Annotated in this window: 18 protein-coding genes; 7 read left to right on the top strand and 11 right to left on the bottom strand. The window is 60.1% G+C overall.

All coding sequences use genetic code 11. From position 1 onward, the window contains the following. Nucleotides 1–3,111 (top strand): Dyp-type peroxidase, encoded by a 3,111-nt coding sequence (locus AC2A1F_RS00670; protein ID WP_484206857.1) that lies wholly within the window; start codon nt 1–3, stop codon nt 3,109–3,111. Nucleotides 3,112–3,210: 99 nt separating this feature from the next. On the opposite strand, the gene AC2A1F_RS00665 is transcribed toward AC2A1F_RS00670, so the two are convergent. Next, entirely contained in the window at nt 3,211–4,620 is a 1,410-nt protein-coding gene (locus AC2A1F_RS00665) for a methyltransferase domain-containing protein (RefSeq protein WP_484206856.1), read from the bottom strand. A 258-nt stretch (nt 4,621–4,878) separates the two neighbouring features. On the opposite strand from AC2A1F_RS00665, the gene AC2A1F_RS00660 reads away from it, so the two are divergent. The 3 genes from AC2A1F_RS00660 to AC2A1F_RS00650 are packed head-to-tail and all read left to right on the top strand — an operon-like array spanning nt 4,879 to nt 7,234. Beyond that, nucleotides 4,879–6,375, top strand: coding sequence for a hypothetical protein (locus tag AC2A1F_RS00660; RefSeq protein WP_484206855.1), 1,497 nt, complete (start codon nt 4,879–4,881; stop codon nt 6,373–6,375). A gap of 6 nt (nt 6,376–6,381) precedes the next feature. Beyond that, complete coding sequence (locus AC2A1F_RS00655) at nt 6,382–6,798, top strand: hypothetical protein (RefSeq protein WP_484206854.1); 417 nt, start codon at nt 6,382–6,384, stop codon at nt 6,796–6,798. Then, on the top strand, nt 6,761–7,234 hold the full coding sequence (locus AC2A1F_RS00650) for a tetratricopeptide repeat protein (protein ID WP_484206853.1): 474 nt from the start codon (nt 6,761–6,763) through the stop codon (nt 7,232–7,234). The genes AC2A1F_RS00655 and AC2A1F_RS00650 overlap by 38 nt, the downstream gene beginning before the upstream one ends. Before the next feature lie 127 nt (nt 7,235–7,361). Here AC2A1F_RS00650 and tssH read toward each other — a convergent pair whose 3' ends face one another. The 10 genes from tssH to AC2A1F_RS00600 all read right to left on the bottom strand — a co-directional run bounded on the left by tssH (nt 7,362) and on the right by AC2A1F_RS00600 (nt 19,000). Further along, nucleotides 7,362–10,010, bottom strand: a complete 2,649-nt coding sequence (gene tssH, locus AC2A1F_RS00645) for a type VI secretion system ATPase TssH (RefSeq protein WP_484206852.1) — start codon at nt 10,008–10,010, stop codon at nt 7,362–7,364. Further along, nucleotides 10,007–11,110 carry a type VI secretion system baseplate subunit TssG gene (gene tssG, locus AC2A1F_RS00640; RefSeq protein ID WP_484206851.1) on the bottom strand — a complete coding sequence of 368 codons (1,104 nt, stop codon included), beginning with the start codon at nt 11,108–11,110 and terminating at the stop codon, nt 10,007–10,009. Before tssG ends, tssH begins: the two co-directional genes overlap by 4 nt. After that, nucleotides 11,074–12,936, bottom strand: coding sequence for a type VI secretion system baseplate subunit TssF (gene tssF / locus AC2A1F_RS00635; RefSeq protein ID WP_484206850.1), 1,863 nt, complete (start codon nt 12,934–12,936; stop codon nt 11,074–11,076). The genes tssG and tssF overlap by 37 nt, the downstream gene beginning before the upstream one ends. Before the next feature lie 4 nt (nt 12,937–12,940). Beyond that, nucleotides 12,941–13,483 carry a type VI secretion system baseplate subunit TssE gene (gene tssE / locus AC2A1F_RS00630; protein ID WP_484206849.1) on the bottom strand — a complete coding sequence of 181 codons (543 nt, stop codon included), beginning with the start codon at nt 13,481–13,483 and terminating at the stop codon, nt 12,941–12,943. Then, nucleotides 13,483–14,271, bottom strand: a complete 789-nt coding sequence (locus AC2A1F_RS00625; RefSeq protein ID WP_484206848.1) for a type VI secretion system accessory protein TagJ — start codon at nt 14,269–14,271, stop codon at nt 13,483–13,485. Before AC2A1F_RS00625 ends, tssE begins: the two co-directional genes overlap by 1 nt. 54 nt (nt 14,272–14,325) lie before the next feature. Then, nucleotides 14,326–14,805, bottom strand: a complete 480-nt coding sequence (locus AC2A1F_RS00620) for an Hcp family type VI secretion system effector (protein WP_484206847.1) — start codon at nt 14,803–14,805, stop codon at nt 14,326–14,328. Between the two features lie 200 nt (nt 14,806–15,005). Beyond that, the gene (tssC, locus tag AC2A1F_RS00615; protein WP_484206846.1) at nt 15,006–16,496 is read right to left on the bottom strand and encodes a type VI secretion system contractile sheath large subunit; all 1,491 of its coding nucleotides are present in this window, start codon (nt 16,494–16,496) and stop codon (nt 15,006–15,008) included. A gap of 83 nt (nt 16,497–16,579) precedes the next feature. After that, nucleotides 16,580–17,092, bottom strand: coding sequence for a type VI secretion system contractile sheath small subunit (gene tssB / locus AC2A1F_RS00610; protein WP_484206845.1), 513 nt, complete (start codon nt 17,090–17,092; stop codon nt 16,580–16,582). Between the two features lie 102 nt (nt 17,093–17,194). Next, entirely contained in the window at nt 17,195–18,280 is a 1,086-nt protein-coding gene (locus tag AC2A1F_RS00605) for a type VI secretion system protein TssA (protein WP_484206844.1), read from the bottom strand. 69 nt (nt 18,281–18,349) lie between these two features. Continuing rightward, the gene (locus AC2A1F_RS00600) at nt 18,350–19,000 is read right to left on the bottom strand and encodes an OmpA family protein (RefSeq protein ID WP_484206843.1); all 651 of its coding nucleotides are present in this window, start codon (nt 18,998–19,000) and stop codon (nt 18,350–18,352) included. Between the two features lie 381 nt (nt 19,001–19,381). Here AC2A1F_RS00600 and AC2A1F_RS00595 point away from each other — a divergent pair, with 381 nt between their 5' ends. The 3 genes from AC2A1F_RS00595 to tagH are packed head-to-tail and all read left to right on the top strand — an operon-like array spanning nt 19,382 to nt 23,637. Further along, nucleotides 19,382–21,391 carry a type VI secretion system Vgr family protein gene (locus tag AC2A1F_RS00595; protein WP_484206842.1) on the top strand — a complete coding sequence of 670 codons (2,010 nt, stop codon included), beginning with the start codon at nt 19,382–19,384 and terminating at the stop codon, nt 21,389–21,391. A gap of 10 nt (nt 21,392–21,401) precedes the next feature. Beyond that, entirely contained in the window at nt 21,402–21,938 is a 537-nt protein-coding gene (locus tag AC2A1F_RS00590; RefSeq protein ID WP_484206841.1) for a DUF6931 family protein, read from the top strand. Nucleotides 21,939–21,972: 34 nt separating this feature from the next. Then, the gene (gene tagH / locus AC2A1F_RS00585) at nt 21,973–23,637 is read left to right on the top strand and encodes a type VI secretion system-associated FHA domain protein TagH (RefSeq protein WP_484208135.1); all 1,665 of its coding nucleotides are present in this window, start codon (nt 21,973–21,975) and stop codon (nt 23,635–23,637) included. The last annotated feature ends 29 nt before the right edge of the window (nt 23,638–23,666 follow it).

Raw genomic sequence — 23,666 nt, 5'->3', positions numbered from 1 at the left:
GTGAGCCTTTCGCAGGACGTCATCACCATCGCCATCCCCTTTGGCGACAAGTCTGAATGGTGCAGCAACAAGGATATTGAGCGCAAGATTGCCGAATTGGGCAATCCTGCCGAAGGAGCCATCGCGCAATCCCTGCGCGATACGGGACTGGTCCACTTTGCCAGTATCCATGCAATTGCGCCCGAAGCACCCGGCAGCCCCGCGCATCTGTTGATCGAAGCCACCGTGGACGGGGATCCAGATGTCGCGCTTGAGAAGATTGTAGAGCATGCGGGCGCGGCCTTGCTGCCGCTGCTGAAGCTGACAAGCCGGATCGACAGGGCAGAAGCCGTGCTGCCGCTGCTGAAGAAGCACAGTTTCCGCATCAGCCAGTCTGCCCTGCGCTTGCCCGGTCGGGCTTTGGGGTTGCCGTTCAACGGGCTGCCGGGGCTTGGCGTTGCATCCATCACCGCAAACCGGAAAATAGTGCAAACCGCGCGCGATATCATTGCCAGTGAACGGCGCAATTCCACCATGAAAAGCCCGCAGGCGATCCTGAAAGTGGTGGCCGATACCCTGAAGGACGAACTGGCAGGGCTGCCCGAACAGAAACCGCCAGTGCTTGCCTTTTGTGACACGGCAGATGCACCGTGGCTGGAGTATTTACGCACCGGCTTCACTCTGGGCTGGATCGGACGGGCACTGGCTGGCGCGCGGGGCCTGTGGCTGCCCTTGCTGGCGGTGCCCTATGCGCTCTGGCTGATCGCGCTGCTGTTGGGCGGGGAAAGCGTGGTTCCGGCGCTGCTTGGCGCGATTATGCCGACTCTGCTGCTGGCAGTGCTGATCGTGGCGGTCGGCGCTTTGCTGCTCCGCCGCGACGAACGGGCCAACATGCCAGAGGACCGCACCCCGTCTGCCGCCGCGCTGGGGGCAATGATGGCCTGCGAAAGCGCGCCCGGGGTGGTGCAGAACCACATGATCAGCATCACGCACCTTCGCCCCGGGTTGATCCGCAAGCTCTCGCTCCCGCTCGCCTTCATCGCAATCGCCACGATGGCGCGGATTGGCGCGATGCGGCGCGGCTTCCTTGCCACGATCGGCACGATCCACGCCGCCCGGTGGGTGGTGCTGCCGGGCACGCGGCAGCTGGTGTTCCTGTCCAACTACGATGGCAGCTGGGAAAGTTATCTGGAGGACTTCATCACCAAGTCCTCCGAAGGCGTGTCGGCCATCTGGAGCAATGCCAAAGGCTTCCCCACCACGCAGTTCCTGTTCCTGAAGGGCGCGGCCGATGGCGACCGGATGAAGCGCTTTGCCCGCAATTCGATGCAGCCCACGCCCTTCTGGTTCTCGGCCTATCGCGATCTGTCCACCGCCGCCATCCGCAAGCACGCGCTGATCGTCAGCGGTCTGCTGCACCGCAAGGCGCTGGAAAGCTGCCCTTCCCATGCCGAAGCATGGCTCGACCTGTTCGGCACGATCCCTCGACCCGCCTATGGCCTGCAGTACGAGGAAATCCAGACGCTGATGTTCGGCGGCCTGCGCCGCCATCCGCACAGCTATGTGGTGGGATTGAACTTCGGCGCAGCCAATCCGCAGGATGGACAGCATCCTTATGCCCGCGTGCAATCCTGGCTGGCCGCGTTGCTGGCGCGTGACGAGATTGCCTTTGGGGACAAGCCGCCAGCGGATATCGTATGCAATCTGGCGCTTTCCGCTTCGGGCCTGCGCCTGCTGGGGCTGGACCGGGAACTGGCGCTGGAAGGGAGCGGCACAGCGCAAGGCTTTCCGCCCGCATTTGCCCTCGGCATGGCCCACGAAAGCCGCAGGCGCGCGCTAAGCGATCCTGAAACCATCGAATGGTGCGATGCCGACACCCACGTCGCGCTGCTGCTCTATGCCAAGGACGATGCCCACGCCTTGCAGATCGATGCCCTGCTGGCCGAGGCTGAAGTGCATGGCCTGACGCAGACCACCCATATCCGCACCGGCATCAATGCCTTCGATCTTCCGGCCTTTCGCGCGGCTTGGGATGGGGCTGACACGCTTCAGCCCGCCTCGGCCGCACCTTTCACCCACGCCCGCGCCAATACGACCGAAGAATTATCGACCGAGCCGTTCGGCTTTGTCGATGGCGTATCGCAGCCGCTGGTGCGCGGTTTTCCGGGGCGGCATGGCGCGCCTGATCCGGTCCACGGGGTTGAACCGGGCGAATTCATTCTGGGCTATACCGACAACCGCGGCTACTACCCACCCTCTCCGCAAGTGGAGCGCGATGATCTGGCCCCGGGCCTGCGCCGCCAGCGCCTGCCCGCACCACCGCAAGGCCAGCCGGGCGAATATCCCGACTTCACCGGCAGCCCCGCCGCCCCGCGCGATTTTGGCCGCAACGGCAGCTATCTGGTGATCCGCCAGCTTTCACAGGATGTAAGCGGATTCGAAAGGCAGCTTGATCGCGTGGCAGAGCAGGTCTGTGCCCAACGCGATGCGATCAACCCGCAAGATGGCAACGTGCATCGCACGCGCGAATGGGTCGCGGCCAAGATGCTGGGGCGATGGCGCGATGGGTCCACGCTGGTGGATCACCCCTTTGCCCCCGCCTTTCGCAGCGGAGCCGATGCGATGCGGCGCAACGGCTTTCTGTACAAGGACGCCGATCCCCAGGGGCTGCGCTGCCCCTTCGGTGCCCACGTGCGCCGGTCCTTCCCGCGCGACAGCTTGGCCCAGACCGATCCGGCCGAACTTTCTGTGACCAACCGCCATCGCCTGCTGCGGCGCGGGCGGCCCTATCTTGATCCCTCAGGCGAGACTGCGCTTGGCACTCTGTTCATGTGCTTCAATGCCGATCTTGAACGGCAGTTTGAATTCGTGCAGCAGACATGGCTGGCCTCACCGACGTTTCATGGTCTGGAAGGGGAACCCGATCCCTTTGCCATGCACCACACCAGCGGTGTGGGCGGCGAAAGGGCAGGCTTCACTATCCACGGTCGCAATTCGCCGCTGCACCTGACAGACCTGCAACGCTTCGTGACGCTTCGCGGGGGCGGCTATTTCTTCATGCCCAGCCGCCAAGCGCTATGGTTTCTGGCGGGCAGCGCGTTGCAGGATGGGCCGGACCTGAAAGCGCGATAGCCCGGTAGCTACCCCTCCGTTCGTCTCGAGCCCCTCGACGTGCTCGGGAGTTTGGTGTGATACGCTTGGGTTAGAGCCAGACCGGAAAGCTGATCGCCCTCAGTTTTGCATCAACGCCTTGCTGCAACATGCCGTAAGCGCGGCCAATGTATCTTCGGGCGGAATGCCGGTGCCCAACGTGGCGATTTCCGCCACACTGCGGGTGCCATCGGCAGCCATCAACAGGGCGCGCAGTTCGGGCTGTTCGATCTTGAGCACGGTGTGGTCCATCGTGCAGAGCATCACTTCCCCCTGCTCCAGCATGCCCCGGACCAACGCGCCCGAACAGGGCAAATCCGAGGGCGTGGACGGAAACGGTGCTGGCCCCGGATGCAGATTCACATACCATTCGGCACAAAGCTGCACGATAATGCGCAAAAGCGCAGGATCGGTGGTGATCTGCGACAATGGCACGCGCTGCGGATAGATTGACGCAGCGTGGATCAGTCCCGCGGCAAAGGCCTCATCCTTGATCTCGATCACGTCATCGCCGTGCTTGAACGTCCCGTCCTCTTGCTGTCGCATCTTGGTTGAAAGCCACAGGTCGGCAATCCGCTCAACATCAATCACGCGATCCGGGGCCTGTTTCACAAACAGGGTCTGGCGGAAATAGCGCAGCGAGGCATAGTCGTCGCGTCCAGCAGCGTCCAAAACGGCCAAATCGGGATGGTCGGGCAAGTCCGCGCCTTCGGGCAGGAAGCCATCAAGCTGGCGATTACGGCCAGCATCTGTGAGGAAAATCAGGCCATTGGCATTGCCTGCTGCGACCACATCACGCAGCCGCTGGGGGTTGAAACAGGGGCCAAGCTCATCGTGAAACAGCACTGCATCGGGCCGCAGCAGCATATTTTCAGCCTGCTGGCGCAGAGCCTTGGCCAAAAGGTCATCAGCGGTCTCGCGCGGGCGAGCATACTCTTCCAGAAAATCGCGCACTGCGGCGATCCGCTCGTCAGGATCATCTATATGTCCAATGGCATCCAGCAACATTTCGCGCATGATCATGCGCACATGTCCGCCCGGCATCGCGTTATAACTGATAAAGCCAACGCCGCGATCGGATAGGACATGCGCGGTCAGCGCCATAGTGGCCGCGCGCACATGATCCGGTACCCATGCATAGACGCCGTGCGCAATCACATAATCGAACGATCCGGCGGGGTAGCGGTTATGGGCCTCGCAAATGTCCTCAACCGCCAGCGTCGCGTTGGTCAGACCAGCCGCGCAGGCAATTTCCTGCCCCCGCGCAATGGCGTTTGAAGAAAGGTCGAACCCGTGCGCAGCGCACCCTGGCCACATCGCCGCCATCGCCAACAGATTCACGCACGTGCCACCGCCAATCTCCAATATCCGGGCCTCTTGCGGCAGCACCGGATCTAGCCCCGCAAGCCGTGCCAGCGTGAACAGCCGGTCAGGATGAGTCTGCGGAAAGACCGTGGTGGGATAAGCGACGCGGTCGTATGGAGTGGTCAAGCGTACATCCAGTTCTGGCACGAAGTGAATCCCTTTGGGCTCGGTCCATCTTGCGTGGTCCGCCAATCGATGTTCAAGTGCGAACTTGGTGCCAGAGCTGTGAATTTGCGCACATGAACGCCAAGAAATGCACGCCAAGAATGCTTTTGGGTAATCAGGCCTTTTGCCGGATGGATGGGGCAGCTGTTGAAACTGATCGAGATCAGATGCAGTAGCGGTGTTCTGCTCGTTGCGCGCGCAGGCACGCTGCCTGCGGTCATGCGCAGCGCAAGTGACAATCAGAGCTGTGATTCTACCATCCGCAGCTTGGCGCAGGACAAAGCTGCGATCTTGCAGTTGCGCTCGCAGTGGAAGAATGTTTTCCCCGCCCGCGCACCAGAAGGCTGCTCCGCTACCGACCTTGTGCTTACACTCCAGCGCGAGCTTGGTGCCAGATATGTTGAAGCGGTCATGCTGCGTACGCCCAATATGCCGCTGGGGCCGGCTGATCTGGCCAAGATCACGACTGGTGCCATAAATGTTGGAACAAACCAGAAGCGCCTGATCATTACCCGCAAAGGGATGCTGCCGTCAGAAGCGCTGCAACATCTCAATCCCGCAGAAGCCGTCGCCGTTCTTCGCCAGTTGCGCGAAGGCGATGAAACCGCACGGCAACTGGACCGGCAGGCAGGCAGGCTCCTGCCCGACGGTATGGCCAGATTGCAGGGAGCATGGTTGCGCCGGTTTCTTGCGCAGCAAATCAGTCAGGGCGCGCTGGATGCAGCGGTTGTCAGACAGGCGATAGAAGCAGCTAGGCTGGCTGCGCGACCCGATGCTGAACCGCCCGTGGGCAAGATGGGCTCTCTTGAAAGGATAGGCGAAGCACTGAAACGCAGTCCCCCGTATGCCGCTCAGGCCGGCGGGGAAGCGATCAAGGCCGCAGTAGAAGCATTCCTTCAGCCTGAAAACATTGCGATCATGATCGCGTTGGCCGCAGGCGTTGCGCTGGCGAACACCAACCCGTTGACTGGCGCTGCGGTCAATACCACGCTTGTCTTGTTGGCCTGGGCCAATGGCGGCCTTAAAGCAGTTAAGGGCATTGGCGCCTTCGTGCTTGCCACGGTGCAGGCAGAAAGCGCCAATACCAACGCCGAACTCGAAGCGGCTGCAAAAGCCTATGGCGAAGCACTTGGCACCATGGGGCCAGATCTGCTGATGGCTATTGTTGGCCGGTTTGTGCCAAAGTCGGCCGGAGGGGGCAGCGGCCGCAGCGCTGTACCGGTGTCGAGCGCAGGAGCGGCACCGCGTCAGCAGCCTGCCAGAGCAGCCAAGCGTGCAGCTCCGGCATCCGCGCCGCCTTCACAGGGGCCGGCAAAAAAGCCGAAGAATGCAGCAGGCGCTCCGCCCAAGCGGCAAAGTCTGCGCGAACAATACATGGGCCGCACGCCCGGAAAGGCGTCCAAAACCGGCCAGGAAGTGATTGAGCGCATGCGTGGCGAAGGCACACTGCGCACCAATCCCAGGACAGGGAAAACCATTTTCAAAGCATCGGATGACAAATGGTACCCACTCAATGACGCCGACATGGCGCACCGCACCGATGCGGTAACATGGTGGAACAATGTTGGCCGAAACCATGGCCCAAAGAGCCCTGAAGTCCGAAAATTCATGCTCGATTCGAAAAACTACGTGCTAGATCACTACTCGCTCAACCGTTCGTCTGGCGCAGTCCTCGGACAGAGCCAGCAATATCTGCCACCACGAACCGGGAATTAGCAAACCATGGCGATCACAGACTTCGACACGCTCGACGAAGCAATGACCGCAATCTACGCAGCGCAAGATGTGGGCGACTCTGCACTTGCGGAAAGCCTCTTTCGCCAAGCTTGGGCCGACATTCCCAGCCCGCGCGGCGATTATGAAGTGTCGCAAGTTTTGATCGGCGACTTTATCGATTTTTTGCGAGACCAAGGTGAAAATACCAAGGCTTTTGAAGCAGTAACATGGATGAGAGAGGCCTATGGAGCCGCCGAAGGCCAGAACCCGCATGTCGATTTCACGGCTGCTTCAATTGCTTATGACCTTGGCGATCTCGACACTGCCCGTCGCCTTTTTGACGATCTCTACACCAAGTTCGGCAAACGGCCCTTTGCGGGAAGTGATGACAAGTACCTCGCCTTTATCACAGCAGGAAAATGAACGCGTGGAACTGCCAGATGCCATATATGACCAGATCACTGCCCTGAGTGAGCAAGGCAACGAAGAACTCGATGCCGGTCATCCTGATCGTGCAATCAGATCATGGCTCAAGGCGATAAACCTTCTGCCGGAGCCACGGTTTGTCTGGGATGCGGCAGGATGGCTCTACGCATCCATCGGAGATGCGTATTGGCAGGCAGGCAAAGCCAATGATGCGCGTGATGCCCTGATCAACGCAGTTCGCAGCTCGGGAACGCAAGACAATCCGTTTGTCTTTTACCGCTTGGGTGAGGTGCAGTTGTCTTTGGGCGATGAAAAGAACGCTATCGAAAATCTGCTCAAAGCCTACATGCTGGCTGGTAACGAGATTTTTGAAACGGAGCCCGAAGGCGCGGCGCTGCTTGCCTTCCTGCGGAAGCACGTCAAGCTGAACTGACCTGATGTGCAGCCCACCACGGGCCACTTCGGCGCCAGCATACTATCAAAATCATGAAGTACAGGAGGCGTTTACAACGCCTCCTGACTGAACTGGTTTCTTTGAGAATGGCCGATAGCCGGGTTTTTCAACCGAAACTGTACCCGAACCCATCCCCTTCCACGGTGACATCGATGACCTTGACCTCATCGCCATTCATCTGGCGGTTCAGCAGCTCGATCGAAAGGTCAGGCAGCATCGTGTTGGTCAGGATCGCATCGATCAGGCGGCCGCCGCTGGCCACTTCATTGCAGCGTGAAACGATCAGATCGACCACTTCCTGGCTGTAGTTGAACACGATACCATGGCTGTCGGCGATGCGCTTGACGATGCGGTTCAGCTGGATGCGCACGATGCCCTGCAGCATGGCGGGGCTGAGCGGATAGTAGGGCAGCACGATCAGGCGGCCAAGCAGCGCAGGCGGGAACACCTTGAGCAGTTCGGGCCGTAGCGCGGTGGCCAAAGCTTCGGGCTCGGGCTTCATTTCCTCGTCCTCGCTCATCGTGGTGATGAGGTCGGTGCCGACATTGCTGGTCAGCAAGATCAGTGTGTTCTTGAAATCGATGTAGCGCCCCTCGGCATCGTTCATGAAGCCCTTGTCAAAGACCTGGAAGAACATCTCGTGGACATCGGGATGTGCCTTTTCCACTTCATCCAGCAGCACGACCGAATATGGCCGCCTGCGAACCGCTTCGGTAAGAACGCCGCCCTGCCCATAACCAACATAGCCTGCAGGCGCGCCCTTTAGCGTGGATACGGTGTGCGCTTCCTGAAACTCGCTCATGTTGATCACGATCAGCGAGTCATCGCCGCTGAACAGCAACTCCGAAAGCACCATCGCCGTCTCGGTCTTGCCCACGCCCGAAGGGCCGCAGAGCATGAAAACGCCCACCGGCTTGTTGGGATTGTCGAGCTTGGCGCGGCTGGTCTGGATGCGCTTGGCAATCGAATCCATCGCGTGGTCCTGCCCGATCACCCGCTTTTTCAGCTGGTCAGAAATGGTCAACACGCTTTCGATTTCGTTCTTGACCATGCGGCCCATCGGGATGCCGGTCCAGTCACCCACCACGGCGGCAATCGCGTCCTGATCGACCACGCCGAACACCATCGGGTTGTCGCCATGCGCCTCGGCCATCACGCCAAGCGCAGCCTTCAACGCATCCTTGAGTGCGTCCTCACCCTCAACCGGCCCGTCACCCGCCGCCTTGCGCGCATCGGTCAACGCATCGCGCGCGGCGACAACGGCGGATAGCGCTTCCTTCTCACGCTCCCACTTGGCGTTGACTTCTACGAGCGCAGTCGTCGCCTCGGCAATCGCCTCGTCCAGCTTGGGCAGGCGTTCACCGCTGGTGTACTGCCCACCGGCTTCACGCACCGCAATTTCGCGCTCCACGCCCAGCAATTCCAGCCGCCGCTTGCGATCTTCCACTTGTGCAGGCGTCGAATGCTGCGACACGGCCACACGCGCGCAAGCCGTATCGAGCAGGCTCACCGCCTTGTCCGGCAATTGCCGCGCCGGGACATAGCGCTGCGACAGCTTCACCGCCGCCTCAACCGCCTCGTCCAGCACCACCACGTTGTGATGCTTTTCCATCATCGGCGCGACCGAACGGATCATCGCGACAGCCTTGTCCGTCTCCGGCTCGGCTACATCAACTGTTTGAAAACGCCGGGTAAGTGCCGGATCTTTCTCAAAATACTGGCGATACTCGGCATATGTCGTCGCCGCGATGGTGCGCAGATTGCCGCGTGCCAAGGCTGGCTTGAGCAGGTTGGCAGCATCGCCTGTTCCGGCCTGCCCGCCAGCACCGATCAGGGTGTGCGCCTCATCGATGAACAAGACGATGGGCGTGGCGCTCGCTTCAACTTCATCGATCACTTGCCGCAGGCGCTTTTCAAACTCGCCCTTCATGCTCGCACCCGCCTGCATCAGGCCGATGTCGAGGCTGCGCAGCGTAACGCCTTGGAGCGAGGGGGGCACATCGCCATCGACGATGCGCTTGGCAAAACCTTCGACCACGGCTGTCTTGCCGACGCCAGCCTCGCCCACAAGGATCGGGTTGTTCTGGCGGCGGCGGAGCAGGATATCCACGCACTGGCGGATTTCGGCATCACGACCGACGATGCGGTCAATCTTGCCATCGCGCGCCTGCTGCGTCAGGTCGACCGAGAACTTGGCCAGCGCCTCGCCATCGGCGACAGGGCCGGGGCCAGCTTCGCCGCCAGCGCCACCGCCGCCAAGGTCTGCGCCCTGCGTGGTTTCGTGGCTGGAAGCAGTGGCAGCTTCGAACTCGCTGGCCAGACGCTCCACCTGTACCTTGCGGAATTCGGCGCTGATCGAAAACAGCGCGTTGCGCAGCGTTGCCGTTTTCAGCATGCCGTAAAGCAGGTGCCCGGTCCGCACACGGCCTGCACCGAATTGAAGCGAGGCGTAAAGCCAGCCCTTTTCAATCGCCTCTTCGATCTGGGGCGAGAAATCGGAGATCGAAGTTGCGCCGCGTGGCAGGGCATCGAGTGTGGCGACGACCTGACGGGCCAAAGCCTCATCATCAAGGCCGAAGGCGGTGCGGATCGCGGCGATGTCGTTTTGCGGATCCTGCAGCAGCACGTGAATCCAGTGGACCAGTTCCACATAGGGATTGCCGCGCATCTTGCAAAAACCGGTGGCGGTTTCAATCCCTTTGAGCGCGGTCTGATTAAGCCGCCCGAACAGGGCGCTGCGGCTGATTTCGGTCATCCTGCCGGTTTCCTTCTTCTGAGACTGGTCTTGCGTAAGTGAGCGTCGGCCCGGATCGGGCCGCTGGAAAGCGCTGCTGCAGCGGCTTCGGAACCGGTGGCGGAACCGAGCTTGCGGCGGCGGCGGGCAATGGCGGCAATGGCCGAGCCTCGGGGCTTGACCCAGCCGGACCAGCCCAGCCGTGTCTTGCCATCAAGCCGCGCTGGCGGAGCGTGTTCATCGGCCAATTCGACGCAGAGGTCCCATTCGAGATGGGTCGGCTTGAAGGACTCAATCGCTTCAGCGGCCACAGCAAAGCGCGTGCCGCCGGGCATCAGCGACAGATAATCGGCGTGGTTCTGCGCGCGCACGATCACGCGGAAGGCATCTGACGCGCTGTAGATGCGCCCGCCAAGCACCGCATCCTGCCCGAGCGTGGCGTAATTCCGGCCAAGCTGCGAGCGATCATCGCGCTCCATCTCGCGCCAACGGGGCATGAATTCGACCACAGTGGCCGGTTGGCGCAGCAGGTGGCTAAGCGCATCCTCGATCACCACTGCGCTGCGCGGCCCAGCAAAGGCGGCGGCATAATGCAGCCTTGCGCGGGCGTGAAAGCTACCCTGCGCCCCTTCCCCGGCACCGGACAGTGCGCTGAGCCATTCGGCAAAGCGATCATCATCGGGCCGATCAGCCTGTGCTGCAGGCTGTGATTCTGCCCAGGCCCGATAAAACAGTTGCAGCATGCGCCCGGACAGCGTGTTTAGCCAATCCAGAAATGGCTGCTTTTGGGCATAACGCCGTTCGTACACCGCAAATTCGGTAAGATGGATGGGCATCGGCCCCATCGGACCGAGCAGCCCCAGCCACTCACCATAAAGCCGCGGGCGATCATGCCGAAATTCCAGCTTTGCCAACGTTCTGGGCGCAAAGCCCAGCGACGGTTCCTGCGCCAGATCAACGATCGATTGCGCAGGCTGCCGTGCCGTGCCGATGCGGGGCTTGTCTGATGCCCTCGCCTCTGCGCGGCGCAGCACGGCAAACAGCCCGCTGCGCTGCAGATCGGCGATTTCCGCCGACCAGTCGATCAGATCGTGTGTTTGCGTCCGATCCGGGGCGGCCATGACATTATCGTTCCTTCGCCCGGGGTGCGGACGATCGTTTCAGTGAAGCTGTTGACAGAGGTGAATTCGGCCAGAAACCGCTCCACCACGGCGGAGAACAGAAAAAGCCGCGCATTTTCAAACGAGGCATCGTCGAGCGTCATCGTAATCCGGCTGCCGCGCGCCACAGCCATCGCCCCGCGGCCCGGCACCCGCCGCACGACCGCGCGCGAATTGACCGAGACGATGCCATCGATCTGACGGCGCAAGGCGGCATTGTCACGCGGGCCGTAGAGCGCAAGATGATCGCGCAGCATCGAAGGATCGTTGCCATCTTCGGGCACCAGTGTTGCATAGTTGGGGGTGAGATGCGCGATGATCCGCCACGCCGCATCATCCAGCCCCAAGGGCGGACGCGGCCTGCTGGGGCTGCGCAGAATGCTGACAGCGCGCACCGGCCCACCGGGCGGCACGAAGTGTTCTGTCCCGCGAAAGGCCAGCTTTGCGGCCAGTTCGCGATTGGTGACCAGCGCGCGCACCGCCAGTTCCTTGATATCGGCGATACGTTCAGGATTGCCCGCAGCTGTTAGCGAAATCCACGTTTCCGTGCCGGTATAATCCTCGCGGCGCAGGCGGCGCTGTTCGCGCGTGGACAGGCGCCGCAGCTTCAGGCGCGGCACAAAGAACAGCGCATCGCGCCAATCATAGAGCAGCGCCCCCAAGGCATAGAGCGGTGCCACCGGGCGCGCATCGGTAGAATCGCGCATGTGTGCCGAAACATCAAGTATGCGCCACACTTCGAAATCGAGCGGGCGCGTGCGATCAGGCATCAGCAGGAATTCGTGATCGGCCCCGTTCACCTGCACCCGGCCAAGCTGCTTTTCGAACAGATTGATGGAAGGCGTTGCAAAGAGGCGGAAATTTGCAGGTGACAGGGCCCCGACCAGCGCAGGGGCATTGCGGCTGAACAGCAGCACAATATCGATGGCACCGCCATCGGCCTGCGCAAAGGCTTTGTCCAAGCCCTGCAACACGGCAAAAAGAAAGCGTTCGGGGCAGGCAAAGTATTCCGTGAGCAAGCGATAGCCGCGGAAAGATCGCTCCTCGGCCGGCAGAAGCGCCTCGTCCTTTTCAAAACCGGCCTGCGTAGGCAAGGGCAAGGAAACCGGCGTGGCTGAAGCCGAAGCGGCGGGGCGGGCCAGCACGGCCACGGTATCGCCGATGATCTGGCGATAAAGTTCGCCGGGGATGGTTTCCGAGCCATCAAGATAGAGCGGAAGGTCTGTGATCTTCAGCTTTTCCAGCGGGATGTTGCCCAAGCCTTCAAACCGCAACCGCAAACCTGCCTCGGCCCGCGTGCCAGCGCTGGCGGCAAAGCTGGCCACGGCAGTGCGCGATCCAAGGTATTCAACTTCGCTAATCTTCAACGGATAGAGCTTTACCGCATGACCAGTGCGGAAGGTGACCGGGCTGGCCCCGGCTTCATCGCTGGTCGCCACAAGCTCGGTCTGGCGTGGCACAGTGTAGCCTTCGGCCAGCAGTGGATCACCTTCTTTGGGTTCAAACCCAGCGATACAGATCGACGGCACTGGCGCCAGATAGTGCGGCTGAACAGCTGAAAGCAGATGCTGCGTGAATTCGGGATACTGGTCCGATAGCTTGAGTTGCACCCGTGCCGAAAGAAACGCCACGCCTTCAAGCAGGCGTTCGACATAGGGGTCCGGGTCGTTCGGAGTCTTCAGGCCAAGCCGCCCTGCGACCGTCTCGTGCTCTTCGCCAAATTCACGCGCGGATTCACGCAGATATGTCAGTTCTTCGTTGTAAAAACGGAGCAGGCGGGGATCCATCGCGCTATTCCCGCACTGTCACCGCAGAGGAATCGGCCTCGACATCGGTGCGCAACTTGATCGGGACGGCCCGCACGGCTGACCGGACATCAGCCTCGATCACGAATGTCAGCGCGTTTTCCCGTTCGACCTTGTTCGACAGTTCAACATGGAGCGTATGCGGATCAATCCGGGGTTCAAACGATTTTATCGCATCGCGGATTTCCCGCGCCCGGCGCAGCACGGCGCGGCTGTTCAGCGAGCGGCCCGCAAGATCGGGCACGCCGTAGTTGAGCACGCTGGTGCGCACTTGTGGAAACGCCTCCAAATCGACACTGGATTCGAAATTGGTGGTGTTCAAGAGCCAGGCCAGTTCGCGCCGCACCGTGGCGCGCAGGGCCGCTTCGTTAAAGCGTTCAATGGTGGGAACTGAGAGAAAGCGGAGCGAGTCCCGCCGCTCTTCAGCGTTTTCAAGCTCTTCTCCGCGCAAGCCGCCAATCTCGTTGCCAGCCACCAGCTTGTCAAACAGCGTGGGGTTCAGAACCGCTTGTGCAGGACTGCGCGCCATTAATCGAAGGTGAGCTTGCGCAGATTGAGCAGGGCCGCATCATCGCCTTCGGAAAGGCTCCAAAGGCGTTGGCCGACCCCGGTTTCCACGCCCTGACTGTCAACCCAATCGGTCTGTCGGCCAAGGCGGATGGCAGCGCTGCTGCTCGCTTCTGATCCGGGGTAACGCGCGGGGAGAAAGGCCGCAATTGACTGACCAGACTTCAGTGCAAGCTGCACCGGATACCAAATCGTATCACGCAGATCCTGCGGACCTTCGGAGGAAATCGATGCAACAGCATCAAACGGGATCAGCCCGTAACGCCCGGCAACCATGGCTTCGAACGTTGGGCCAAACCGTATGTCGGCATCGGCGATCCAGTCAAACCGCTGGCCATCAAGGCTTCCCGGTGTATCAGGCGCTTGCCCGAAAGCTTCATCACGCTGCGCTTCTGCCTGTGCGTTATCGCCCTTGACGCCGAGAGTGATGGCCTTAGCCACCCCTTCAATCCAGCCGTCCATGCCGACCAGCACCGGCATGTCAGCCTTTCCGGCGAAGACATCCGCGCGGATCAGCTCGGCGTCGATGGCCTGATTATACGTCACTGCCAGCATCTGTGCGTTATCGGCGACTTGGGCAAGTGCCTGCAATTGCTTGCGGGCCTTGTCCCATTCGCCGGTAACGCACAGTAGCTGAAAAAGGAACATGCGGGCCTGATCATCACCCGGCTTTGAGCGAACGATATCGACGAGCGCTGCACGCGCACCATCGAGATCGCCTTCGCGCAGAAGTGCGTCCGGATTTGCCATGATGACCGCCCCCAGTCCGTGTTGCATTGGCCTGACACAAAGTCAGGCAGGAAATCAGACCGGCTTGTTGGCCTTGAGATCCCAGCCGAACTTGGCCACGCCGCCAAGGCCGCCCTTTTCGGTCTGCTCCTTGTAGTCGAACTTGATTTCAGCAAAGTTCAACGAAACGCTTTCGACCGGATTGTCACCGTTATTGCCGGAATTGGCAATATTGGAAATCAGGATGTGCTTGAGCGTGATCTTGTAATACTCTTCCTGCTTGCCGCCAGCCTTGCGAACCGTGAGCACGCCTTCGCCGATATGGTCACCCTTGGCGCAAGCCTGCATCAGCGAGGGTGTCGAAAGGTCGCAACGCTTGATGAGGGTCAGGTCGTTGAACGAAACCTTGCCGGCACCGCCGCCACCACCGAACGCCATGTCGCCGGTGTTGTTCAAGCCCCACTGGAAGGATTCGATATCGATCTCGCCCTTGTGCTTGTCGTCTTTGGACTCGCCCTTGATGCCCGTCAGTTTCAAAAAGATATCCGCTGCCACGTTCCGTCTCCTATATCTCGGTCAATCCGTTGCGATCCCGAAAGACATGTGTTTCCGAAACAGGTCCCGGCTGAAAATCAGGATACTGTTTGCCACTCCATTTAACGTCAGAGCAGCATTCGGAAGTTCAGGCTTGGTCTTTTCTTTATCGCCAACCGGGAAATACACCCGGCTGGCGTTTCATCATGTGATCAAATGCACTAGCCGCCAGAATTCGGCAGCTTCGAAACCATGCTGAGCGAAACATCCATGCCTTCCAGCTGATAGTGCGGAATGAACAGGAATTTGCCCTTGTAATAGCCCGGATTGGATTCATCCGGGACCACTTCAATCCGCGCATCCTTTAGCGGGAGGCGGGCCTTGGTTTCTTCGGTGGAGCTGTCAGGCTGGCCATCGATGTAGTTCGAAATCCAGCTTTGCAGATCCTGTTCGATCTGACGCTCACTACGGGTGCCACCAATCCAGTCACGCACCATGCACTTGAGATAGTGCGCAAAGCGGCAACTAGAGAAGATGTAGGGCAGTCGTGCCGAAAGGTTGGCCGAGGCAGTCGCAGCAGGGTCATCGTAGACTGCCGGATTGTTCAGCGTCTGTGCGCCAATGAAAGTGGCCTGGTCGGTGCCCTTGCGGTGGACCAGCGCCATCAGGCCAGCCTTCGAAAGCTCAGCCTCGCGCCGGTCAGAAATGGCGATTTCGGTTGGGCAGGTCTGGTCTACACCGCCATCGTCGGTCGGGAAGGTTGCCACTGGCAGGCCCTCGATCGTTCCCCCACTTTCAACCCCGCGGATACGGCTGCACCAGCCCCATGTGCTGAAGGCATCGGTGATGCGCGTGCCCATGGCATAGGCAGCGTTGATCCACGAATACTTGTCGTGATCGCCGCCGGTATCTTCTTCGAAAGCGAATTCTTCGACCGGGTCCGACTTTGCGCCATAGACCGGGCGGCCCAAGAAGCGCGGCATGGCAAGGCACATGTACCGGCTGTCGGGGCTGTCGCGGAAGCTGCGCCATGCGGCGTAGTCGGTTGCATCGAACAGCTTTGCAAGATCGCGCGGGTTGGACAGTTCGGTCCAGCTTTGCATGCCCATCAGGCCCGGTGCGGCACCAGCAATGAACGGGGCGTGCGCGGCCGCGCCAATCTTGGCCAGGCCCTTCATCACTTCCAGATCGGGACCAGTATGGTCGAACGCATAATCGCAAACAAAGGCACCGTAAGGCTGCCCGCCAAGCTGGCCGAATTCGGATTCATAGACCTTTTTGAACAGCGGGCTCTGGTCCCATGCGGCATCGCGATACTGGCGGAACATCTTGCGGCATTCATCCTTGCCGATGTTCAGCACGCGGATCTTCAGATCCTTGCCGGTCGAGGTGTTCATCACCTGATAGTTGAGGCCGCGCCATGCGCTTTCCAGCTTCTGGAAATCGGGATGGTGAATGATCTGGTTGACCTGATCGGTCAGCTTGCGGTCAATCGCGGCACGCAGCGCGTCCATCGTGGTGAACACATCATCACCAATGATCGTCGAATCGGCTAGCGCCTGCTGGGCGAGCGTGGAGACAGCCTGTTCAATGCGGTTGGCGCGGGCATCATCGCTGGGCTTGAACTCCTTGCGCAGCAGTGCCGCAAAATCGTCAGGCGCAAATTCCGTTTCGGTTGCCGCCGAACTGCCTTGTACTTGTTCCGTCGCCATCTCAAGCCATCCTGTCTGCGTGCCACGGCTGGGCCGTGGTCGGAAAATCCATCAACCGATCGCTACCTTTTGAGGCGCAGCGATCATGCCTCGCTCTCGCCCGCCGGCCCCTTGCCCGCAGCCGACATCGCCTTCATCAGCGTCGGGTCCTTGAGCAGTTGATCGAGCAAATCCTGCGCACCGTCCTTGCCATCCATGTAAAGCATCAGATCGTTGAGCTGTTCACGCGCTTCGAGCAATTGCGCCAAGGCTGGCACAGACTTGGCCACGGCACCGGGCGAGAAATCATCCATGGTCTTGAACGTCAGGTCGACGGCCATCTTGCCTTCGCCGGTCAGCGTGTTGTCGACATTGAACGCGGCACGCGGTGCGATGGCAGCCATACGCTGATCGAAGTTGTCCATATCGAATTCAAGGAAATCGCGATCGTTCAGCGCTTTCTTTTCAACGAGGCTCTTGCCCGAAAGATCGGACATGACCCCCATCACGAAGGGAAGTTCGACCTTCTGTTTTGAGCCGAAGGTTTCGACTTCATATTCGATGTGTACGCGAGGAGCCCTGTTTTCCTTGATAAACCGCTGACCACTTTTCGCCATCTATGCCTCCATCGCCGGTTCGCTTGCCAATTCGGCCAGTTTTTTGGCCCTGTGTCTACTGCCTTAGTGCATTCATTCTTGCCGCTGCGTCGGTGTGATGGATCACCAATCCGAACTTGCTGGCGCCTCGCCCCACGAATCTGATGCGCTTTCTGCCGGAGCAACCGCCGCCGGAGCACCACGCCGCGAGCGCAGGACCAGAGCAGCCTCATCAAGACCACCAGGCGCCAGGTCTTCCAGCACGGTCATGAAGTCGAGAGTGGTCCATTCGCGGGCACGCTGCAGCAGAAACGGAACCGGGCTGCCCGGCTCCATTGCCTTGTAATAAGTGCAGATTGCATCAAGCGCCCGGATCACATCATCGCGGTTGCGAATGTTGCCGGAAAAGGCCTGCCCGGTCATACCGGTGCCATCGCCAGACGCGACCGCAAACGATGAAGCAGCATCGCCAATTTCACCCGCGTCACCAGAAGGCTCCTCAACCATTTGCCCCGGCAGCACCGACGCCAATGCATTGCGATAACGGTCGAGCTTTTCGTGTGTCGGTTTAAAATTGGTAGCAGTGTCGCCATCGGCATTCACCGTCAGCACGCCGTCAATGCGGCGGAACGCCTGCCGGATACCGTCAACGCGGGCCAGCAGCGTGGTAAACTGCTCTGGGTCGGTCGCTTCGATGGTTGCCCGGAAAGGCCCATAGCCATCTTCCGATGCGCCCTTTTCGGCAAAGCGTTCAATATCTTCGGCAGAGAAGCGCCCGAACCGGGGATGTTCAATCAGGGGTACCCGCGACAATGGACCCAGAAAATCGGAAATCCGAGTCAGCGATTCGCAAGGAGCCTTGCGCCCGATGAAGCCATATTCGTCCAACTGCGGATGAACATCGGCCCAGCGTTCTTCCAGCAGACTGGCAAGCAATTCTGCAGCATCGGCCAAAAGTTCAAAACGGCGGCCAAACGTGGCGGCACGAATTAAGTAAACCGGCAGCCAGATATCGCGTGTTTGTTCGGACTGAACGAGAATCTGGTCGATGACCTTGCGCCAATCGACATCAGATTCGCCATTTTCAGCACTTATCGGCCGATCAAACGCGCCCTCGATCTCCATGCGGAGATCATCGTAGGAAAGATCGGGCCCCGATGGCGCCTCTTCCGAAAGAGGCGCCGTTAGGGCCGCGATATCAAGTGCCATTCCCCCCAGCCCCCTGGAAATCCGACCCGATCATCCGGCCCTATCCTTTGGCCCGATGATCAGGTCCGGTCAGTCGATCTTGACGATTTCTACGCGACGGTTGGCAGCAGCTGCTGCACCGAGGCCAGCGACAGGCTTGTCGAAACCGTAGCCTTCGGGCTGGAGCCGCGAACGTTCGACGCCGTTCGCTACCAGATATTCGACCAGGGCTTCGGCGCGACGCTTTGACAAATCGATATTGTATTCACGACCACCAACCGAGTCGGTGTGCCCAGCAACGATGAAGCGGTTTGCAGCAGTCGCTGGATTTTTCAGCGCGCTAAGCAGCATCTGCGCCTGTGTGCGGCTGGCCGGTGCAATAGAGGCGGAGCCCGACGCAAAATTGATCGAAAGCGTTGACCGTCCAGCCTGAGCAGGAGCCTTGCGTGGCGTGATGGCAGGCTTCGCACCACCTGCGGCCACCGTTGTCCGGCTCTTGGGAGCAGCGTAGCCCGGAGCTGGCGGAACTTTGGCCCTGGAATCTGCCTTGTCATTGAAGATCTTGAAGCCGCGGTCCTTTGGCACAGGACGCGTAGCAAGACCTGCCGTATCATCGTCGCAATCGCCAGTAAGCTCGCAGACGATCTGCTTGTCTGACTTGACCTGCACTGGTCCAGCCTGCGCGGTTGCGAGAGTCGGGATCGTCAGCATGACGCCCACAGCAATAAGTTTGAGTACCATAGCGCACCTCTTTTCTGCGGGACCAAAGCCCACCCCGGCAAACCCGGGCAGTGTTTTCGCGACGCCTGTGGTTAATTCTTTCCACAGTCTTACAGGTCATCATCCCGCGCCGCAAATGATTCCTGATGGCAGTCTGCCAGCCTCACCGATACAGCCAGTTGCAGTACCGCTTTGGTACATGCTGGCATATAATGGTGAGGGCTGGTGCAAGCATGCCCTCAATCATCAAATCAGGATCCGCGATCTGCGGAATACATGCTTCATAAGCCGGTCACGTTCTGGTAGCGGTGACGACAATCACAGACGAGATGACAAAGAAAAAGCACACGGGTTGCATCGGCACGGCACGATTGCCGCAATATCTCTGCGAGGGGAACTGATTTGGCTGACGACCCGATGCGGCAGACCGCCCTTGCCCTTCGGCTTGGCAATGGCGCTGATCAACTCAAACTCATAAGGCTCGACGCTTTCGAGGCTCTGAGCCAGCACTTTGCGATCACGCTTGACGTGCTTTCGCTGGACGAGATCGAACTTCTGCCCAACCTTGGCAAGGTGGCCGCAATTGAAAGCAAGCTCGACGGGCAGGTTCTGCGCTATTTCCACGGCATCGTGGTTGACGCAGAATACGTTGATGAAATGGGCGGCGAAGGTTTCGTCTATCGCATCGTGCTCGCCCCTGCGGCGCAATTGCATGACAACGGCAGCAATTTTCGAATTTTCCAGACGAAGCCGGTGATCGAGATCATCAAGACGATTTTGACCGAGTGTGGTCTTGATTTCGAAGTAAAGGCTTCAACGGGCACACGGCAACTCGCCTATTGTGTGCAATATGGCGAAAGCAATTTCGATTTCGTTTCACGGCTGATGGAAGAAGAGGGTCTTTACTACTACTATCAGCATAGCGACTCTGCGCATACAATGATCATCTGCGACAAACCGGGCTGCCATGCCCCGATGCCTGCAGGTTCCATGACCTACAATCCGCTTTCTGCATCAGCTGCCCTGCCAGATTCCAAGGCACGCGGCGGATCGACGGGATTATTCGTTCAGGCCTGGCATGAGCGCGCCACAACCGGTGGCGAATCGCGCGTAACGATGCGCGATTATGATTTCAAGGAACCAACCCGTGCCCGCTCGGCCGAGGCGACAGACAAGGGCGCGCACCCTCTTGATCAAATCGAAGTCTATGCCTGGCCTGGTCGTTATTATCAGGAAACAGCCGGACAGAGTTTGAGCACAGTGGTGCTTGAGAGCCGCCGCGCACAGCGATTGCGCTATGAAGGAACAAGTACATACGCCGGCATGGAGACCGGATATCATCTTGAACTGAAAGGTCACCCGATTAATCGGCTGAACCGCAAGTATTTGATCACGCGTTGCCGCACCACACTGGCGACCGAGCAATATCGTTCGGGCGGTAGCACGGGGCGAACCTTCGTCGAATTCACCACCATCCCGCACGACGTGAACTTCCGCGCACCAATCGTGACCCCGCGTCCCGTTGCGCGCGGCCCGGAAACTGCAGTGGTTACCGGGCCGAAAGACGAAGAAATTCACGTTGATGAATTCGGCCGGATCAAGGTCCAGTTCTTCTGGGACCGCGAAGGCAAGCTGGACGACAAATCAAGCTGCTGGATCCGGGTTTCGCAAACCGGAGGCCTTGGCAACATTATCATACCGCGCATTGGCCACGAAGTGCTGATCGATTTCATCAACGGCAATCCCGATCGCCCGATCGTGGTGGGCCGCGTTTTCAATGCGAGCCATATGCCGGTGTACAAGCTGCCGGACAACAAGACCAAGGCACTATGGCGCACCAAGACCTACAAGCGGACCAAAGGCGATCAGCTTTCGGAAGCCGAGGGACTCGATACTGGCGCTCCGGGGGCGAACGAGCTGCGGTTTGAAGATGCGACAGGCAAGGAAGAGATCTTCCTCCATGCCGAGCGCGACATGAACACGCGCGTGCGCCACAATGAAACCCACAAAGTTGGCCGCGATGTCGAAATCAGTGTCGGCAAGAACCGCAAGGAACGGGTCGGCAAGAACGAAGAGATCCTGATCGAGGGCAATCGTAAGGAAGAGGTCAAGGGCACCGAGACCGTTACCGTGCACAAGGATCGCAAGGTCGAGATCAAGTCCAATGACACACTTGATGTAACCAAGACGATCACGGTCAGCGCCGGAGATTCAATCAAGATCAGCGCAAACAGCAAGATCACGCTGTCATGTGGGGGCAGCACCATCACGCTTGAACCGAGCTCGATCAAGATCTCCACCCCTACCCTGTCCATGGAAGGGCAGGCAACGGCCAAGCTGTCGTCAGCCATGACCACGGTTGAAGCCTCCGGGGTCCTGGTCGCCAAAGGCACTATGGTAAAGATCAACTGAGGCGGATGTGATGGGCGAATGGAAGCTTTCCACGTGGGCCGATGCAGCCAAACTTGCGGCAAGCGTAAACCGGCGCGAAGTGCCCGCCGAGGCCCATGGAATCACGCCCGCCGCATGGTTCGCGCATCTGCGCGAGGCGGGCCAGGATATCTACGCTGTCAACTATATCGCCCATGCCATGCCGCGCTATGAATGCGTCATCTGGGCAGTTCGGACCATGATCGAAATCGGGATCGACCGTGCCGATCCGGCCATCGTGGCGGCTTTGCGGTGGATCGACAATCCCAGCGACAGACTGCGCCGCGCCGCTGCGGAACTGGGCGAAAGTCTTGACGATGAAACGCCGCAAGCCATGCTGTGCAAGGCAATTTTCCTGTCTGGCGGTTCGATATCCGAAGAAGACCTGCCCGCCATACAGCCACCGCCCGATGTCTGCGCCAAACTGGCGGCGGCCGCGGTGCTGACAGCGGCGTTCAACGGAAAAGACCCGCCTGCGAAAATCACGACCAGCCTGCAGATCGCCGAGACCGTTCTGGCAGGAGCATGATGACATTTCGTCACCAAGGGGCTAATTGAGCGACGTGCCCTTGACACTGACCATACGCAACGCCGATCGCCTGGAAAATGGATCGCCCCTTTCGCTCGTGCTTGATCGGCGCGGAGCTGTGATCGGCCGCGCGGCAACAACTGATTGGTGCCTGCCTGATCCCACTCTGCATGTGTCATCGCGCCATTGCGAATTGCGTTTTTCCGGCGGCAATTATGAACTGGTGGATCACAGCACCAACGGCACCTTCATAGATGGTCAACAAGCGCGCCTAGCGGGACCGCACGTGTTGTCGCAAGGCGATGTGATTCGAATTGGCCCGTTTGAAATCGTTGCAGCACTGGACGATGCAGCAGCGGCACTCGCGGCCGAACGCAATAGCAACCCAATCCCTGAAAACTGGAAGGGATGGACCGGATCATCCGGGGCAGCCGCGCCGCCGGCATCCAGCGGAAGTTGGGATGCGCGGCCAGCAGGATCGGCCATTTCCGGGACCGGGCCAATGTCGCAAAGCTGGGCTGCACCACCCACTGCGGCTTCGCCACCCTCTGCTGGAGGCTGGGGACCGCCTGCGGTAGAACCGCCTGTTGCGCCGCCGCCTGCTGCTTCGCCGGTTTCAGGCTGGGGCAATCCGTTGCCTCCTGAACCGCAAGGCCAATCTGGCGGCTGGGGACCTGCCAGTTCAGCAGCTTCGGCTCCGGTCGCTCCACCACAGCCCGCTGCGGGATGGGGAGCCGTGACACCGCCGAGCGAACCCGGCCCATCTTCAAGCCCATCTTCAACTTGGGGTGTGCCCACACCTGCGCCGATGAAACCCGCGTCGGAATGGTCTAGCCCCGCTGCTGCTGCTCCACCGCCGCCCGGCGCCGACGACATCTGGGGCAAGTTTGCCCAGTCCAATGTTGTAGACTGGGCGCGCGGCGGGTTTGGCGGTGCTGCGCAGCCACAGGCACCTGCATTCGCCGCACCGCCGCCAGCGCCGCCCCCTTTACCCATGGCTGTTTCCCCTGCGATGCCGGCCATGCCTGCATCGTCGGAACCTTTTGCAACAGCGCCAGTGACCCAGCCGGCAGCGCCTTCAGCAACAACGCCGGCACAAATACCAGCACAGATACCAGCACAGGGCGCATCGATCGGTAGTTTTGCCCAGGGTGCAGGGATCGGCGTTGAAAAGCTGCAATCCGGTGAAGCGCAGACGCTGAGCATGGCCGGAAATCTCCTGCGCCGTCTTGTCGCCGGGATGGTGGTAATGCTCGAAGCGCGGGCACGCGCCAAAAGCCAACTTGGCGCGCAGGGCACCAGTCTTGAATTCGATGGCAACAATCCGCTGAAGTTTGCGCGGACGCCAGAACAGGCGCTGGAACAGTTGCTGAATGCACCGCACCGCGGCTTCATGGACAGCGAACGCGCCATCGAAGACGCCTTCAAGGACCTTCAAGCCCACCAAATGGCCACGCTGAAGGCCATGCAAGGCGCACTGCGCGCCACGCTGGACCGCTTCAGCCCCCGCGCCATCCGCAGCCGCGCCGAACAGGGCGGTTTCCTTTCGCGCATCCTGCCCGGGGCCCGTGACGCGGCACTATGGGCGGCCTACGAGAAGGAATTCAGCGGCGTGGCGCAAGGATCGGACGAGGCGTTCATGGAAATGTTCGCCAAGGAATTCCGCCGTGCTTATGAAGAAATCGCAAACCAGCGTTAATCACGCCAGCGGTGACCACGACAACAAGA

Source organism: Novosphingobium sp. HNCC26BN242 (assembly GCF_057180525.1).
The sequence above is the reverse complement of the archived record's forward strand: the minus strand, read 5'-3'. Positions and strand labels throughout refer to the sequence as shown.